Here is a 16,673-nt window from a genome sequence, read left to right as displayed (position 1 = left end):
GGCACGATGTCGACGTTCTCAGTCACGGTCATCCTTGGCAGGTGGGGTGGCTCGGGAGGGATCGCGCGGGGGCCAGCCCGGGGCGGACCAATCGGAGGGCTCGCCGTAGCTGCGCTGGCTGGCCGAGCGCCCTCGTCCGGGACTGGTGCTCGGTGACGCTCCAACGGGCGCGGGCGCGGAGCGTTCGTCGTGCTGCTCCGCGGGATCGTGCGCTCCGGGCTGCGGCTGCTCCTGATCCTCGGGTTCCGTCGCGCGCGCGTCCCTGGTGGCCGGCTCGGGGGGCGGCCAGGGCTCGCCGCGCTCCTTCGCGAGCTCGCCGGGGGTCTTGATCGGCGGCCGGGTCGACGGAATGCGGTTGCCGAAGTCATTGAACTCGGTGATCCGCGGCCGCTTGGTCACTCCCGCGAGGATGCGCTCGAGATCCTTGCGGTTGAGCGTTTCCTTCTCGAGCAGCTCCGTGGCGAGGTGGTCGAGCTCGTCCCGGTACTCATCGAGGATCTGCCATGCCTCGGTGTGCGAGGCCTCGATCAGGCGGCGCACTTCCTCGTCGATATCGCGGGCGATCTCGTGCGAGTAGTCCGGCGCCATGCCCATCGTGCGGCCCATGAAGGGGTCGCCATGCTCTTGCCCGTAGCGGACCGCGCCGAGCCGGGGGCTCATGCCGTACTCGGTGACCATGGCCCGGGCGATCTTGGTGGCCTGCTCGATGTCGGAGGATGCGCCGGTGGTGGGCTCCTGGAAGACCAGTTCCTCGGCGGCACGGCCGCCCATGGCGAAGACGAGGCGCGCGATCATCTCGGAGCGCGTCATCATGGACTTGTCGTCCTCGGGGACGGCGAGGGCGTGGCCGCCGGTGCGCCCGCGGGCCAGGATCGTCACCTTGTACACCGGGGTGAGGTCGGGCATGGCCCAGCCAGCGAGGGTATGGCCGCTCTCGTAGTAGGCGGTGATCTTCTTCTCGAGCTCGCTGATGATCCGGCTCTTGCGGCGGGGCCCGCCGATGACCCGATCGACCGCTTCCTCGAGCGCCTCGTTGGTGATGAGGGTGCCCGCCTCGCGCGCGGTGAGCAGTGCCGCCTCGTTGATGACATTGGCGAGGTCGGCGCCGGACATGCCGACCGTGCGCTTGGTCAGGGAGTCGAGATCGACATCGGGGGCGAGCGGCTTGCCCTGCGAGTGGACGCGCAGGATCGCCCGGCGACCAGCGAGGTCAGCGTTGCCCACCGGCACCTGGCGGTCGAAGCGGCCGGGGCGGAGCAGGGCGGGGTCGAGGATATCGGGGCGGTTGGTGGCCGCGATCATGATGATGCCCTGGCGGGCACCGAAGCCGTCCATCTCGACGAGCAGCTGGTTGAGGGTCTGCTCGCGCTCGTCGTGGCCGCCGCCCACGCCGGCGCCGCGCTGGCGGCCGACGGCATCGATCTCGTCGACGAAGATGATGCAGGGGGCGTTCTGCTTGGCCTGCTCGAACAGGTCGCGCACGCGGGAGGCGCCCACGCCAACGAACATCTCGACGAAGTCGGATCCGGAGATGGTGAAGAACGGCACCCCGGCCTCGCCCGCCACGGCCCGGGCCAGCAGCGTCTTGCCGGTGCCCGGCGGGCCGAACAGCAGCACGCCCTTGGGGATCTTCGCGCCGAGCGCCTGGTACCTCGCCGGGTGCTGGAGGAAGTCCTTGAGCTCCTCGAGCTCCTCCACCGCCTCATCGGCTCCGGCGACATCAGCGAACGTCGTCTTGGGCATGTCCTTGGACAGTTGCTTGGCCTTGGACTTGCCGAATCCCATCATGCCGCCGCGGCCGCCGCCCTGCATGCGGATCATGATGAACAGGAACAGGCCCAGCAGGATCAGCATCGGCAGCATGAACAGCAGCAGCGAGGAAAGCCAGCTGTCCTGGGTGACCTTGGTATCGAAGCTGTCGAGGTCCGCGGCGCTGACCTGGTCATAGATCTGCTCGGCCGCGCCCGTCGGGTACTTGGCGATGATCTGGGTGCTGCCCTCGGACTCCTCGATCGCCTCACGGAGGGTCAGCCGTAGCTGCTGCTCGCGGTCATCGATCTGCGCGTCGACGACGTTGCCCGATTCGAGCTGGGAGACCGCCACCGAGGTCTCGACCTCGTGGTAGTCGCGGGTGTCGCTGCCGAAGTAGGTGAACGCGTAGATCACCAGGAGGATCACGGAGATCAGGGCGAGGTTTCTGAAGACTGTCTTACGGTTCATACAGATTTAGCCGGGTGGCCTATCCTTCCAGTGCACGGACCGAAGCTCGCCGGGCAGCAAACACACCTGGCGGTGAGATTCCAGGCTACCGCCCGTTCACGGCCAGGGGTAACCGCGCACCGATCCAGGGCTGGCCGCTCGCCTCCGCGAAGGGCCGAAAATCCTGTGAACGGAGGCATTTGGCCCGGCAGCGAGCACGCTAAGCCTGCAGCGAACTAGCAGTAGACCTTGGGATCGAGCAGCCCGATGTAGGGCAGATCACGATACCGCTCGTCGTACTCGAGGCCGTAGCCGACCACGAAATCATTCGGGATGTCGAAGCCGACGTGCGAGACCTCCACCTGCATGCTGATCGCGTCGGGCTTGCGCAGCAGCGTGCAGATCTCCAGCGAGCGCGGGTTCCGTGCCTCCAGGTTTCGCACCAGCCAGGACAGGGTGAGCCCCGAATCGATGATGTCCTCGACGATCAGCACGTCACGGTCCGCGATATCGCGATCTAGGTCCTTGAGGATGCGGCCGACACCGGACGACGAGGTGGACGAGCCATAGGAACTGACCGCCATGAACTCCATCTGCGTCGGGATGGGCAATGCCCGCGCGAGATCGGTCATGAACATCATCGCGCCCTTGAGCACGCCCACGAGAAGCAGGTCCTCCTCGGGGTCCTTCCCGGGCGCTGGCTGGTACCGCTGCGCGAGCTCGGCGGCCAGCTCGATGGTCCGGGCCCGGATCCGGTCCTCGCTGATCACCACGGACGCGATATCGCCGTCATACACGACTAGGTACCCCTCTCCTCGCGCCGATGCCCGGCACTGCATGCGGCATGGGCGAGCACCCGCTCGTGGATGCTCAGTGCCAGCGTGCCATGCCGGCGCTCGACGACCAACCGCGCCCCCTGCCGCGCCGCGCCCGCGGGCCACGGCACCGCGACCGCGCCCTGGCCCCGCCACCGCGTGACCAGCTCATCGATCGCCCCGAGGTGAGCGCTGGCGAGCGCGCCAGCGCCCTCGTCCTGCAGCCAGGAGCGCACCACCCGGGAGCGCACCGCCACGGGCAGGCGCTGCAGGTGCTCCACGAGCAGCACCGTCCCGTGCTGCGCGCCCATGCGGGCTTCGGCGGCCATCCCGTCGAGCGCGTCGTTGTCGTCCTGCAGCAGCCGCGCGGTGCGGGCCAGGGCTTCCGCAGCACCTCCGCCCAGGATCGACTCGAGCAGCGGCAGCGCCTCCTGGCGCAAGCGCACCCGGGTGAAGCGCTCATCAGCATTCTGGGGGTCCTGGAATGGCTCGAGCCCCAGCTCGGCGCACGCCGCCTCCGTGGTGGTCCGGCGGATGCCCAGCAAGGGACGGCCCCAGGGAGGGCTGAGCGCCCGCATCCCCGAGATCGACCGCGCGCCACTGCCCCGCGCGAGGCCAAGCAGCACGGTCTCGGCCTGGTCATCGAGGGTGTGGCCGAGCAGCACGGTGGCCCCGGCGCGGGCATCATCGAGCGCCGCGTACCGCGCGCGGCGGGCCGCGGCCTCCATGCCGCCCGGGCCGGTGACCGTCACCGTCGCGATGGTGGCGCTGCCACATCCCAGCGCGCTCGCTGCCCGCGCGGCGGCTTCCGCGAAGCCGCGCGAACCATCCTGGAGCTGGTGATCGATCGTGATCGCTGCAACCGGACCAGGGGACTCCGCCACCACCGCCGCGCACAGCGCCATGGAATCCGCTCCCCCGGAGACCGCGACAGCGATGGGCCCGCCATCATGATGCCGGGCCATCCAGGACCGGACCGCGAGGCGGACCGAGTGCAGTGCTGGTGTGGTTACTCGAGGACGCGGGTTATCCATTTCTCCGGCTCACGTATCTCGCTGGGCCTCGGCAACGTCTCGGGCGAGGTCCAGATCGTATTGAAGCTGTCCATGCCGACACGCTCGACGAGCGTATCGACAAAGCGCTTGCCCTGGGCGTACTGCGCCATCTTCGCGTCCATGCCGAGCAAGGTCCGCATGATCCATTGGAGGAGTCCGCGGCGCTCGTGGCGGCGCTCGTCGAAGACCGCGCGGATGTGCTCCACGGTGGGCACGACCCGCGGCCCCGCGGCATCCATGACGTGCTCGGCGTGGCCCTCGAGGAGGGTTCCCAGCATGATGAGGCCGATCATGGCGTCACGCTGCTCGGGCGGCTGTGATTCGAGGACGATCCCGAGGATGCCGGTGCCCAGCAACGGGTCGGCGTCCCGGGAGCCATCGCGCGAGCGGATAGCGGTAACGAGCCGCTGCCCGGCTGCGAGGAGCGGCTCGCCGCTAGCAGGAGTGGCGGTGTCGATCAGCGCACGCATATGGCCGCCGAGCCAGGGGCTGGCGGAGAACTGCACCCGGTGCGTGACCTCGTGCAAGCACACCCAGGTGCGGAAGTCGCGGGGACGGACCCGCGTGGCACGCTCGGTGTGGATGATGTTCGGCGCGACAAGCAGCAACTGGCCGCCCTGCCCGGCGAAGGGATCGTACTGGCCGATGATCGCATTCGAGAGGATCCCCAGCACCGCTCCTGCCTGGAGCCCGGACGCGCGACCGGCAAGCAGGCCCCGTGGCCGCTGCTCGATCGAGCCGCCCAGCAGGCCAGCAAGCGAGCTAGCGGCAGCGCGGGACCAGCCGGGACGGTCGAGAATGAGAGCTTCGGGCACCTGCGCGCCATCCTTGAGGCGGGTGACCTCGCGAACCGGCTCCTCGGCGCTCGCGGCCAGCTCGACGAGCTCGCTCCGCACCTGCTCGCGCGTATAGCTCGACATCGACGGCTCGGCCCGGGCCAGCCGGGCAGCCACTCGCACCGCGAGCGTCCAGTCGACGGCCGCGCTGCTGCGGGATTCGTCGCCCTTGCCCGGTGCCCGGGGCCCTGGCTCGCTGGGGCTATCCACCTAGTTGCCTCCGTCGTCCGGGGTTGCGGCGCTGTCGGTGACGGCGATATCGCGAAGTCGCGCGGCCGCGGTGTCGAGCGCCGGCCTGGCCTCGAACGCGTTGCTCTCCGTGGAGAGGAACGCGAAGGTGACGATTCGCCCGTTGGTGGTGGCAGCATAACCGACCAGAGCACTCACGCCATCGAGCGTTCCGGTCTTCGCGCGGATCCACCCCGCTCCCCCGGCACTGCTGTCCCCGATGAAGCGCTCGGCGAGCGTTCCGCTGCCGGCCGCCACGGGAAGCAGATCGAGCAACGGCCGCAGCCGGACGGTGCGCAGCGCTGCGGCCGAGTCGATCTCGCTGGCCTCGCCGCTCGCGCGGCCCACGGTGCCGACCGCGGCCGACAGCACTGAATCGAGCAGCGCGACGGTGATGCGGTTGCTCGTGGAGAGGCCGCTGGCATCCTCGAGCTCGAGCCCCTCGGTGATGAAGCCGTTGCGGGCCAGCACCGCGCGGATCGCTCGGGCCACGCCCCGGAACGACGGTGGCTCGTCCTCGGCGATCGCGATCTCCCGCCCGACTGCTTCGGCAAGCACGTTGTCGGACTCATGCATGAGCTGCCGCAGCCGTGTCAGCAACGGAGCGGACGCCACCTCCGCGAGAACGCGCCCGTCAGTGGTCAATCCCTCGGCATCGGCAACGACCACGGATGCGGCGGGCAGCCCCAGCCGCTCGGCGAGCTGCTGGCCGGCGGCGAGGGCAGGCTCGGTGTGCCGGGGCGACTCGGGCTCGGTCGGGATGATTCGCCCACCGTCGAGCATCACCGGTTCCATCGGGGTGATGTAGCCCTCGGAGATGCTCGCATCCTCCCATCCCCGGGCCATCGCGGGACCGCTGAAGGCGCTGGCATCCACCACGATGCGGCTGGCCTCGGCACCCGCCGCCCGGAGCTGCGCGACAAGATCGTCGAGCCGTGCCGCGCCCTCGTAGTAGGTGGCCTCGCCCGCGGGGCGCGAGCCGAGGGTGACATCGCCCTCGCTGGCGAGGATGAGCTCCCCGGGGCCCGGGCCCTCGATCACACGGGTACTGACCCGCTGGTCGAGCGGCAGAGCCAGCAACGCCGCGGCCGCGGTGAGCACCTTCGTCGCCGATGCCGGGGTGCGGGGCTCGGCGGGATCGCGCGCCCACAGGACGGTGCGCGTGTAGGGGTCGCTGACATGGCCGGCGAGCGAACCGAGCGCGGGGTCCTCCGCGAGCTGATCGAGAGCCGCCGCGACGCCCGATCCATCGAGCGGGGAATCCTCCCACGCAGCAGCCGGGACCTCGATGGCCGGGACCGCCAGCGCCGGGGCCGGGTCGACAGTGAAATCACGACTGTCCTGGTAGCCCTGGACGTACCGGGCGCCCACCGCGATGCTCGTGGCGCCCAGCACGGCAAGCACCACGATGATCGCGAGCACCATGAGGCGGGGGCGCGGGGAGCCACCACTGGCGACGACCAGATCGCCCGGTTCCGCGTCATCCTGGGACGGGGGGCCACTGGAGGCGCTCGGGTCGTCCATCAATCCTCCTCCAGGGCGGGTTGTTGCTCGCGCTCGCAGACCCAAGACTATCCTTGAGCCGCTGCCCGTCATTGCTGGCGGGCGTGCTCGCGAAATTTCCTGGAACGCTACGACCGAAGCGAGGACGTGTGGAATTCGACGTCACTATCGAGATCCCAAGGGGTCAGCGCAACAAGTATGAGGTGGATCATGCGACCGGACGGGTCCGGCTCGACCGCTACCTGTTCACTTCCATGCAGTACCCCGCCGACTACGGCTTCATCGAGGACACCCTCGGTGGCGACGGCGACCCGCTCGACGCGCTGGTGCTGCTCCCCGAGCCTGTGTACCCGGGCGTGATCGTCGAGGCGCGGCCAGTCGCGATGTTCCGGATGCGCGACGAGGCCGGCGACGACGAGAAGGTCCTGTGCGTGCCGACCGATCCTCGCTTCGATCACATCCAGGACCTCGCCGATGTTCCCGAGTTCCAGCTCGCCGAGATCAAGCACTTCTTCGAGCGCTACAAGGATCTCGAGCCGGGCAAGGAGGTCCACGCCGCCGACTGGGTCGGTCGCGATGAGGCCATCGCGGAGATCGAGCGTTCGATCGACCGCTTCACCCAGAACGGTCACTGAGCCCCTCCGCGCGCGAGCAGCCCCGGCCACCCCGAGTGGGATGGCCGGGGCTTTCGCGGCCGGGGCTTTCGCGGCCGGGGCGGGTGCGGCCGGGGCTTTCGCGGCCGGGGCGGCCGATCAACGGCAAACGCACCCGATACGGCCAAACGCGATAGAAACTGAGGCGTCCCTCCCTCGATTTCTATCGCGTTTGCGGCCGCCAGGCCGCCAGGGCCCGCCAGGGCCCGCCAGGCCGCCAGGGCCTCCAGGCCGCCAGCACGTCGGGAGCGCCGGGGCGCTTGAGCCCTCCAGGGCGCTAGTTCAGCTCCGAGCCGTGGAGCGTGGAGCTCGGCAGCATGGCGTGCTGGAGGGCCCAGCGCTCGAAGATGGCCTGGTACTTGCCCGTGACGATCACCGTGTCGATAGCGTCGCGCACGAGCGGGCCGAGGGCCGCGTCCTTCTTGACGATCGCGGACACGAGAGCGGGTCGCACGCCGTCGCCCGGTACCTGGCCCACGACGCGGCTCCGGCCCTTGGTGACGGCCTCGAAGTTGAGGATGGACATGGGCCCGAAGGTGGCATCGATCTCGCCGGCCTCGAGCGCGGCCTGGTATTCCCAGGTCTCCGCGAAGTTCTTCAGCTCGGCGGGCTCGAGGCCAGCGTTGCGGAGCGAGTCATTCCAATCCTCGAGGATCTCCTCGCTCTTGGTATGCGCGCCCACGCCGATGCGGAGCCCGGCGATGTCGCCGGGGTGCTGGAGCGACTCGATGGGCGAGCCGGCAAGGACAGCGAAGGCCTGGTTCTCCTGCTGGTAGGCGATCATGTCGAAGCGATTGAGCCGTTCCGGTGTGACGGCGACATTGCCCAGCCCGATGTGGAAGCGACCGTCGGTCACGCCCGCGAAGACGTCGAGCCAGTCGGTGATGATCAGCTCGAGCTTGAGATCAAGCACATCGGCGATCAGCTGGGCGAGATCGGGCTCGATGCCGATCATGGTCATCGCGTCATCGGCGCGGAAGGAAAGCGGCGGATAGTTCCCGGTCATGCCAACAACGAGGGTGCCGCCCTCGCGGACCTGCTGAGGGACGGCGCGCGCGAGATCACGGACGGCCTCGGCGCGGATGCGCTGCTGATCGGGGCTGGTATTGACGACGAAGAGCTCAGTGGGCAGGGGGCTGCCTGCGTTCTGGCTGCTGCGATTGCATCCGGTGAGCGCCGCCAGGAGCACGAGCAGGACCACGAAGCAGGCGACGAGGACTGCCGGCCATCGCTGCGGGCTCGTGTGGCTGGTCATGCGTACCTTCCCCCATGGGCACTGCTCCCCCGTGGGGCACTGCGGTCCTGCCCTTCGCGCGAGCGATTCCGGGCCTCTTGTCGATGAGGATACAGCCACATGACCCGGATCACGCGTCCGCTTGGTCCGCGTGTGATAGGCGTGACAGGGCGCCCTGGCCGGCCGCCGAAAGAACCGCGATCCCAATTGTAGGTGTGTCCTACTATCTATTCCACCCGCGAACCGGTACGGTATCCCCGTGCCCGACACGCCTCCCCTGCCTCAGATGCCGCTCGACGGCACCGAGTTCCTGCTCGCGCGCCTCCATCGCGAGCTGCGCGATCACACCGAGAAGCAGCTCTGCGATGCCGGTTTCTCCCTGCGCACCCACTGGATCCTCGAGTGCATCACCCATGCGGCACGCCCATCCCAGCAGGACGTGAGCAACGCCCTCGCCATCGACCGCAGCGACATGGTCCGCGTCATCGACGACCTCGAGGAACGGGGACTGCTCACCCGCACGCGCGACAAGAAGGACCGCCGCAGGCACACCCTCGCCCTCACCGCCTCCGGCGAAGCGGCCCACGCGCTGTGCCGCGGCGTCGTCGACCACGCGCTCGTCACCGTGCTCGCCCCGCTCAGCCGCAAGGAACGAGCGACGCTCCAGAAGCTCGCCCGCAAGGCGCTCGCCACCCCCGCACCAGCGAAGGCAAAATCGTGACCACCCGCACCCTGGACCACACCGATCCCCGAGGCACCGGGACGAGCACCAGCCTTCTGCGCGCCCACCACCGGGCCCCCGCGCCGCGCACGCTGCTCGACATCCTGCACGCCACCGCAACTGAGTACCCCGACGCGCCCGCGATCGAGGCAACGGACGCTACCTACACCTACGCGGAGCTCATCGCCGCGGTGGGCGACCGTGCCCGCGCGCTGCACAAGCACGGAATCGCGCGCGGCGACCGGGTAGGGGTACGCCGCTCCTCGGGCACCGCCGATCTGTACCTCACCATCCTGGCCGTGCTGGCCGCCGGCGCTGCCTACGTTCCCGTGGACGCCGACGACCCCGACGAGCGCGCCGAGACGATATTCCGCGAGGCAGGGGTGGCCACGGTCATCACCGATGCCGGGATCCCCGCGCGCCAGGTCCGTCGCGTGTCCCGGATGCAGCCGCCCCGCGACTCCGACGACGCCTGGATCATCTTCACCTCCGGCTCCACGGGCCTGCCCAAAGGCGTCGCCGTCACGCACCGCAACGCGGCGGCCTTCGTCGATGCCGAGGCCCGCCTGTTCCTGCGCGCCGAGCCGCTCGGTCCCGGGGACCGCGTGCTCGCCGGGCTGTCGGTGGCCTTCGATGCGTCCTGCGAGGAGATGTGGCTGGCCTGGCGCAACGGAGCGTGCCTCGTGCCCGCGCCCCGCGCCCTGGTGCGCAGTGGCGAGGAGCTCGGCCCCTGGCTGATCGAGCAGCGCATCACCGCGATCTCCACCGTGCCCACCCTCGCGGCGCTGTGGTCGAGCGATGCGCTCGCCGCGGTGCGGCTGCTCATCTTCGGCGGCGAGGCATGCCCGTCCGAGCTCGTGAGCAGGCTGGCCGCGCCCGGCCGGGAGATCTGGAACACCTACGGCCCCACCGAGGCAACAGTCGTCGCGTGCGCGGCTCCGCTGGTACCCGGCGAACCAGTCCGCATCGGGCTGCCGCTCGATGGCTGGGACCTTGCGATCGTCGATCCCAGCGGCCAGCCGGTTGCCCCTGGCTCCCCGGGAGAGCTCGTGATCGGCGGCGTGGGCCTCGCCCGCTACCTCGACGAGGACAAGGATCGCGAGAAGTACGCCCCGCTCGAGCCACTGGGCTGGGATCGCGCCTACCGCAGCGGGGACCTGGTCTCGTTCGACGGCACCGGGCTCCTCTTCCACGGGCGCGCGGACGACCAGGTCAAGATCGGTGGACGTCGCGTCGAGCTCGGCGAGATCGATGCCCTGCTGCAAGACCTGCCCGGGGTGGTCGCTGCCGCCAGCACGGTCCAGCGCTCCCAGGCGGGAACCCCCGTCCTGGTCGGCTACCTCACCACGGGAGGCGCCGAGCTCGACATGGCGGACGCGCGCGCCAGGCTCGCTGATCGCCTCCCGGCCGCGCTCGTGCCGCGTCTTGCCATCCTGCCCGATCTGCCCGTGCGCACATCCGGCAAGGTAGACCGTGCCGCATTGCCCTGGCCGCTGCCGTCCACGAGCCCCGCCGGGCACGCCGATACCCTCACCGGGCTCGAGGCCTGGATCGCCGAGGTGTGGGAATCCGTCCTCGGCGCCGAGGTAGCGCGCGTGGACGATGACTTCTTCGCCCTCGGCGGCAGCTCCCTCACCGCGGCGCAGCTCGTCTCGCGGCTGCGCGAGCAGTTCCCTGCCCTCACGGTGGCCGAGCTCTACGAGCATCACCGGCTTGGCGAGCTCGCTGCCCACCTTGGCGCCCAGGCCCCCGCGATCGCGGCCCAGCATCGGCCGGTGGCACCGCAATCCCGGCGCAGCCAGCTCGCCCAGGCCGCGCTGCTCGCAGTACCGTTCGCGCTCTGCGGCGCGATCTGGACGACGTGGGCCGCTCTCGCCACCACCGTGCTCGGCCACGTCACGAGCGCCACATGGCTGCCCACCACGCCCTGGCCCGTGCTCGCCGCGCTCGTGGTGCTGCTGCTGACCCCGCCGGGGCGCATCATGATTGCCGCCGGATCAGCCCGCATGCTGCTGCCCGGCCTCGAGCCCGGAACCTATCCGCGCGGCGGCAGCGTTCACCTGCGCCTGTGGCTCGCGGAGCGGATCGCGGAGACCGTCGGTGTCACCAACCTCTCCGGCGCCCCTTGGATGACGCTCTACGCCCGGGTGCTCGGCGCCCGCATCGGCAAGCACGTCAGCCTGCACACCGCGCCACCGATCACTGGGATGCTCACCGTTGGCGCCCGTGCGGCGATCGAGCCCGAGACCGATCTGAGCGGCTACTGGGTGGACGGCGACACGGTGCACATCGGCCGCATCGCGATCGGCGGCCGTGCCACGATCGGCGCGCGCACCGCGCTGCTGCCCGGCACTCGCATCGGCAAGGCAGCCGAGATCGAAGCGGGCTCCGCGGTCTCCGGCACTGTTCCCGCCGGCCAGCGCTGGGGCGGATCGCCCGCGCACCGCACCGGCAAGCCTCGCAACGACTGGCCAGCTAGCCCGCCCCCGCCTGGGCGGCGCTGGGGCCTGGCCTATGCCCTCACCGCCGTGGCGCTCGCCGCGCTCCCCATCGCCGCGCTCATTCCCGCGCTCCTGCTGCTCGGCCCCATCCTCGGCAGCACCAGCTCCCCCGCCGGAGCGATCGTCCCGCTCATCCTGTGGGCCCCGGGCGCAGCGATCCTGTCAACGATCACGTTCGCGCTGCTCATCATTGCTTCCGTGCGGATCCTCGCGATCGGCCTGCGACCCGGCACCTACCCCGTGCGCAGTCGCGCCGGATGGCAGGCCTGGGCCACCGAGCGCCTCGCCGCCTCCGCCCGCACCTTCCTCTTCCCCCTCTACGCGAGCGTCGTCACGCCCCTGTGGCTGCGCCTGCTCGGGGCGCGCGTCGGCAAGAACGTCGAGGCCTCGACCGTGCTGCTGCTGCCCAAGTTCACCACCATCAACGATGGCGCGTTCCTCGCCGATGACACCCTCGTCGCCGGATACGAGCTCGGCGGCGGCTGGGTGCGCATTGGCCACACCAAGGTCGGCAAGCGCGCGTTCCTCGGCAACTCCGGCATGGCGAGCCCTGGGCGCAAGGTCCCCAAGAATGGCCTGGTCGCGGTGCTCTCCACCGCGCCCCGCAAGGCCAAGCGCGGCTCCTCGTGGCTGGGCAGCCCGCCGGTAAGGCTGCGCCGCCCATCGCGCCCCGGCGATACCGAATCGCGTACCTACGCCCCACCGGCCCGCCTGCGCATGCTCCGCGCCCTCGTTGAGCTCGGCCGCATCGTGCCCGTGATCGCGACGTTCCTGCTCGGCGTCCTCGTGCTCGCCACGCTCGTGCTCGTGCTCGATCGCTTCGGCATCGTGGCCGCGCTGCTCCTCGGAGGCCCGGTCCTCGCCCTGGCCGCGGCGGTCGCGGGCATCACCACCATCTTCGCGAAGAAGGCCCTGGTCGGGCGCATCCGCGAGCACGAGACCCCCTTGTGGAGCAGCTTCGTGTGGCGCAACGAGCTCGCCGACACGTTCACCGAGATGCTCGCCGCCCCCTGGTGCTTGCGCACCTGCATCGGCACACTGGTGGGCAACGCATGGCTGCGCGGCATGGGAGCCTCGATCGGTCGCGGCGCATGGTGCGAGACGTACTGGCTGCCCGAGGCGGACCTCGTCACCCTCGGCGACGGAGCCACCGTCAACCGGGGCAGCGTGGTGCAGACCCACCTGTTCCATGATCGCGTGATGAGCGTCGGGCCCGTCACCCTAGGCAACGGAGCCACCCTCGGGCCGCACAGTGTCGTCCTGCCCGCCGCATCGCTCGGCGACAGCGCCACCGTGGGACCCGCATCACTGGTGATGCGCGGCGATGCCGTTCCACCATCCAGCAGATGGCGCGGCAATCCCATCGCGCCATGGACCACGGCCACCTGACGACACCCATGGGGATACCACCCCCAGGAAGGACGCACCGGTGAACGGCAAGTCCAGGAACATGCTCGACCCCTACCTCCCCACCAGCGGCAACACTGGCTACCAGGTGTCCCGCTACGATCTCGCGCTCTCCTACCGGGTCACCACCAACCGGCTCGAGGGCCACGCGCTCGTGACCGCCACGGCCACCGAGGACCTGACGACCCTCGCCCTCGATCTCGGATCGGCGCTCAAGGTCACCAAGATCAAGGTCAACGATGCCGGTGGGATCAAGTTCACCCAGCGCGACAACAAGCTGCGCATCAAGCTCGCCGGCACGATCCGCAGGGGCGATTTGATCCGCGTCGACATTCGCTACGCCGGGCACCCCAGGCCGCTCGACAACATGTTCGGCAGCATCGGCTGGGAGGAGCTCACCGAGGGCGCCCTCACCGCCAACCAGCCCAACGGTGCGTGCACCTGGTTCCCCTGCAACGACCACCCCAGCGCCAAGGCGTCCTACCGCATCACCATCACCACCGAGTCCACCTACCAGGCACTCGCCAATGGCACCCTCGTCAGCCGCAAGTCCGGCGCCGGGACCACCACCTGGGTGTACGACCAGCCCGAGCCTATGTCGCCCTACCTCGCGACCGTGCAGATCGGCCGCTACGCCACCCACACCGTCGCCGCCACGCCTGTGCTCATCAAGGCGGCAGTGCCCCCTGCGCTGCGCCGCAGCTTCGACCATGACTTCGCTCGGCAGCGCGACATGATGACCACCTTTATCAGCATGTTCGGCCCCTACCCGTTCCCCAGCTACACCGTCGTCGTCACCGAGGACGAGCTGGAGATCCCCCTCGAGGCGCAATGCCTGTCCATCTTCGGCGCCAACCACTGCGACGGAAGCCGCGACTCCGAGCGCTTGATCGCCCACGAGCTCGCCCACCAGTGGTTCGGCAACAGCGTCACCGCCGCCCAGTACAAGGACATCTGGCTGCACGAGGGCTTCGCCTGCTATGCCGAGTGGCTCTGGTCCGAGCGCAGCGACGGGCCGAGCGCCAAGGAGTGGGCCGAGCACTACTGGACCAAGCTCGACCGCAGCCCCAAGGACCTCGTCCTCACCGATCCTGGGCCCCGCAACCTCTTCGACGACCGCGTCTACAAGCGCGGCGCCCTAGCCCTGCACGCCCTGCGCTGCCGCCTCGGCGACGACTCCTTCTTCTCCCTGCTGCAGGACTGGACCACCCGGCCCCGCTTCGGCACCGTCACCACCCAGAACTTCACTGACCTCGCCAGCAACTACACCCACCACGACCTCGACGGCCTGTGGAACGAGTGGCTCACCCGGAGACCCCTTCCCGACCTGCCTTGACTGCGCGCGGCCGCCGAGAACCCAGCAGCACCAGCGCCAGGCACATCACCGCCAGCGTCATGCCCACCAGGAACATCACCGGATAGCTCAGCCACGACGACGCCACCGCCATCGTCACCGGCACCGCGAACCCCAGATAGCTGAGCGAATAGAACACCGCGTTCAGCCCCGCGAGGTCATCGGGTGTGGCGATGCGCTGCACCTCCAGCAAGCCTGAGACCAGGGCCATGCCATAGCCCATGCCCAGCACAGCCGCCGCCAGGATCACCACCGGGATCGACAACGACGAGGCCGCCCACGCGGCCAGCGGCAACGCCACGATCAACAAGCCGAAAGCCGTGATCGACGACCGTGCCGAACCTGGACGATCGATGCGCCGCCCCAGCGCCTGGATGCCGAACCCGCACCCCAGCGCGATCAGGCACAACAACGCCGAGAACGCGATCGGTGCGCACGCCACCCGCTCCGACATCAGCGCCGGCAGGATCGCGTACGCCGAAGCAGCCGCCCCGAACACCCACGGCGCCAGCGGAACCACAACCAGCCAGAAGCGCCGGTGCGCCACCGACGGGATCCGCAGATCCTCCCGCAACGGGGCCGCCCGCTTCTCCGCCGGGATGTCCACCCGTGTCTCCGGAACACCCAGCAGCCACATGAACCCGGCCACGGTCACCGCGATGTGGATGAGATACGGGAAGCCGCTCGGCCACGGCCCCCACTCCGCCAGCACGCCCGCCACGCCAGCGCCCACGCCGAAGCCCGCCGTCAAGGACATCGCCACCCGCCGCGGACCAGCACCCGGCGCCGCGCCCGGCTCGAACGGTGCCCGCGACAGCTCCGTCAACCAGCTGCCGCCCACCGCCATCGCCAGGCCCAGCGACACCCCCGACAGCAACCGGCCCCCGATCAGCACCGCCGCATGATCCGAGCCCGCCGCCAGCACCGCCGACCCCGCGATCGCCACCAACGGCGCGGGCACCATCAGCGCCCGGCGCCCCAACCTGTCCGACAACGGCCCGCCCAGCAGCAACGCCGGAATAATGCCCAGCACATACGCGAACAACAACGTATCCACGACGACATCGGAAAAGCCCTGATCCAGGCGATACATCGTCAACAGCGGCGTGAACTCGTTGCCACCCCACGCGACGGCGAACAAGGACACCGCCACCGGCAGCCACAAGCGGTGCTCGTTGTTGCTGCTCGCGCCCGTCATGAGCCCGCCTCCTCGCTGCGCGGTGCGCTCGGCGTGCTGGCATTTGCCGAGTTGCCCGCCTGCCCGCCCCGATCCGGGCGCGACCGCGACGGCAAGCGATGCACCGACCGCATGTGCTGACACACCCGATCGGCATACTGCTCGCCATCGCCCCGCCGGATCGCCTCGACCAGCGCGCCATGATCGGCAAGGATGTCCTCCGCTGCCTGCTCCCGTGACACCACCGACTGATGCGACATGCGCCGCTGCCGGTCCCGCAGCGTCCTATAGAAGCCCTCGAGCAGCGGATTGCCCAGAGCCTCCACGATCGTCCCGTGGAACATCGCATCGCCCGCGCTGAACGCGGCCACATCCCCCGACCGCGCATGATCGCGCATCTGCTGCACCACCCGCTCGAGCCGTTGCACGACCTCCGCTCGCGCCCTTGGTTCGCTCGCGAGCCGCCGCACGGCCTGCACCTCCACCAGGAATCGCGCCTCCACCACGGATTCGGCCTCGCCGGGCGCGATCGGGACGACCAGCGCCCCCCGCTTCGGATAGAGGCGCATCCACCCCTCGGCCTCCAGCCGCAGGAAGCCCTCGCGCACCGGGGTGCGCGAGACACCAAGCTCGCGGGCAACATCCCCCTCGCTGATCAGCTCGCCGCCCGCCAGCGCTCCGGTGATGATGCGTTCCTTGACCGACTCGTAGGCACGGTCCGATGCGGAGGAGGCTGCAGCGCTCCCGCGCGCGGTGACGGGCGCGGGGCGGGAGTGCTCGGGGGGACCGCCCGCAGGGTCCGTGCGAGTGCCCGCAGGATCCGTGCGAGTGCCCGCAGGCTTTGGATACGACATAGACACAAGATGTATTTATACCCCTGCGCGCGGTCTTGCGCAGCCCGGCGTGTTTGCTGCAACACCAATCGTGAAGAACTGGCCACCTCGCGCGTGGCTGGATCTTCACGATCGAGGCGGTTGCGAGCGCGGCAGC

The 16,673-nt window shown here is 69.9% G+C and carries 12 protein-coding genes; 4 read left to right on the top strand and 8 right to left on the bottom strand.

All coding sequences use genetic code 11. The features are described 5' to 3' along the window. Positions 1-18: 18 nt before the first annotated feature. From ftsH to dacB, 5 genes are all read right to left on the bottom strand, one after another. Positions 19-2,220, bottom strand: coding sequence for an ATP-dependent zinc metalloprotease FtsH (ftsH, locus tag HT102_RS12405; protein ID WP_192039730.1), 2,202 nt, complete (start codon positions 2,218-2,220; stop codon positions 19-21). Between the two features lie 215 nt (positions 2,221-2,435). Further along, on the bottom strand, positions 2,436-2,996 hold the full coding sequence (hpt, locus tag HT102_RS12400; RefSeq protein ID WP_192039729.1) for a hypoxanthine phosphoribosyltransferase: 561 nt from the start codon (positions 2,994-2,996) through the stop codon (positions 2,436-2,438). Positions 2,997-2,998: 2 nt separating this feature from the next. After that, positions 2,999-4,048, bottom strand: coding sequence for a tRNA lysidine(34) synthetase TilS (gene tilS / locus HT102_RS12395; protein WP_192039728.1), 1,050 nt, complete (start codon positions 4,046-4,048; stop codon positions 2,999-3,001). Further along, entirely contained in the window at positions 4,024-5,115 is a 1,092-nt protein-coding gene (locus HT102_RS12390) for a zinc-dependent metalloprotease (RefSeq protein ID WP_192039727.1), read from the bottom strand. The genes tilS and HT102_RS12390 overlap by 25 nt, the downstream gene beginning before the upstream one ends. Then, positions 5,116-6,657, bottom strand: coding sequence for a D-alanyl-D-alanine carboxypeptidase/D-alanyl-D-alanine endopeptidase (gene dacB, locus HT102_RS12385; RefSeq protein ID WP_192039726.1), 1,542 nt, complete (start codon positions 6,655-6,657; stop codon positions 5,116-5,118). Between the two features lie 128 nt (positions 6,658-6,785). Between dacB and HT102_RS12380 the strand changes: the two genes are divergently transcribed. Then, the gene (locus HT102_RS12380) at positions 6,786-7,271 is read left to right on the top strand and encodes an inorganic diphosphatase (RefSeq protein ID WP_192039725.1); all 486 of its coding nucleotides are present in this window, start codon (positions 6,786-6,788) and stop codon (positions 7,269-7,271) included. Between the two features lie 295 nt (positions 7,272-7,566). Here HT102_RS12380 and HT102_RS12375 read toward each other — a convergent pair whose 3' ends face one another. After that, positions 7,567-8,544, bottom strand: coding sequence for a transporter substrate-binding domain-containing protein (locus tag HT102_RS12375; RefSeq protein ID WP_192039724.1), 978 nt, complete (start codon positions 8,542-8,544; stop codon positions 7,567-7,569). Positions 8,545-8,782: 238 nt separating this feature from the next. Between HT102_RS12375 and HT102_RS12370 the strand changes: the two genes are divergently transcribed. From HT102_RS12370 to HT102_RS12360, 3 genes are all read left to right on the top strand, one after another. Continuing rightward, positions 8,783-9,244: a MarR family winged helix-turn-helix transcriptional regulator gene (locus HT102_RS12370; RefSeq protein ID WP_192039723.1), complete on the top strand. Its 462-nt coding sequence runs from the start codon at positions 8,783-8,785 to the stop codon at positions 9,242-9,244. Positions 9,245-9,300: 56 nt separating this feature from the next. Beyond that, complete coding sequence (locus HT102_RS12365; protein WP_225443637.1) at positions 9,301-13,134, top strand: Pls/PosA family non-ribosomal peptide synthetase; 3,834 nt, start codon at positions 9,301-9,303, stop codon at positions 13,132-13,134. A gap of 61 nt (positions 13,135-13,195) precedes the next feature. Next, the gene (locus HT102_RS12360) at positions 13,196-14,488 is read left to right on the top strand and encodes a M1 family metallopeptidase (RefSeq protein WP_192039816.1); all 1,293 of its coding nucleotides are present in this window, start codon (positions 13,196-13,198) and stop codon (positions 14,486-14,488) included. Here HT102_RS12360 and HT102_RS12355 read toward each other — a convergent pair. Continuing rightward, positions 14,457-15,704: an MFS transporter gene (locus HT102_RS12355; protein ID WP_192039722.1), complete on the bottom strand. Its 1,248-nt coding sequence runs from the start codon at positions 15,702-15,704 to the stop codon at positions 14,457-14,459. The genes HT102_RS12360 and HT102_RS12355 overlap by 32 nt on opposite strands. Beyond that, complete coding sequence (locus HT102_RS12350; protein WP_192039721.1) at positions 15,701-16,537, bottom strand: GntR family transcriptional regulator; 837 nt, start codon at positions 16,535-16,537, stop codon at positions 15,701-15,703. Before HT102_RS12350 ends, HT102_RS12355 begins: the two co-directional genes overlap by 4 nt. Positions 16,538-16,673: the final 136 nt, after the last annotated feature.

It is taken from the genome of Lolliginicoccus lacisalsi, from assembly GCF_014841105.1.
Lineage (GTDB): Bacteria > Actinomycetota > Actinomycetes > Mycobacteriales > Mycobacteriaceae > Lolliginicoccus > Lolliginicoccus lacisalsi.
Note: the sequence above shows the minus strand (reverse complement) of the source record. Positions and strands in the feature narration are given on the sequence as shown.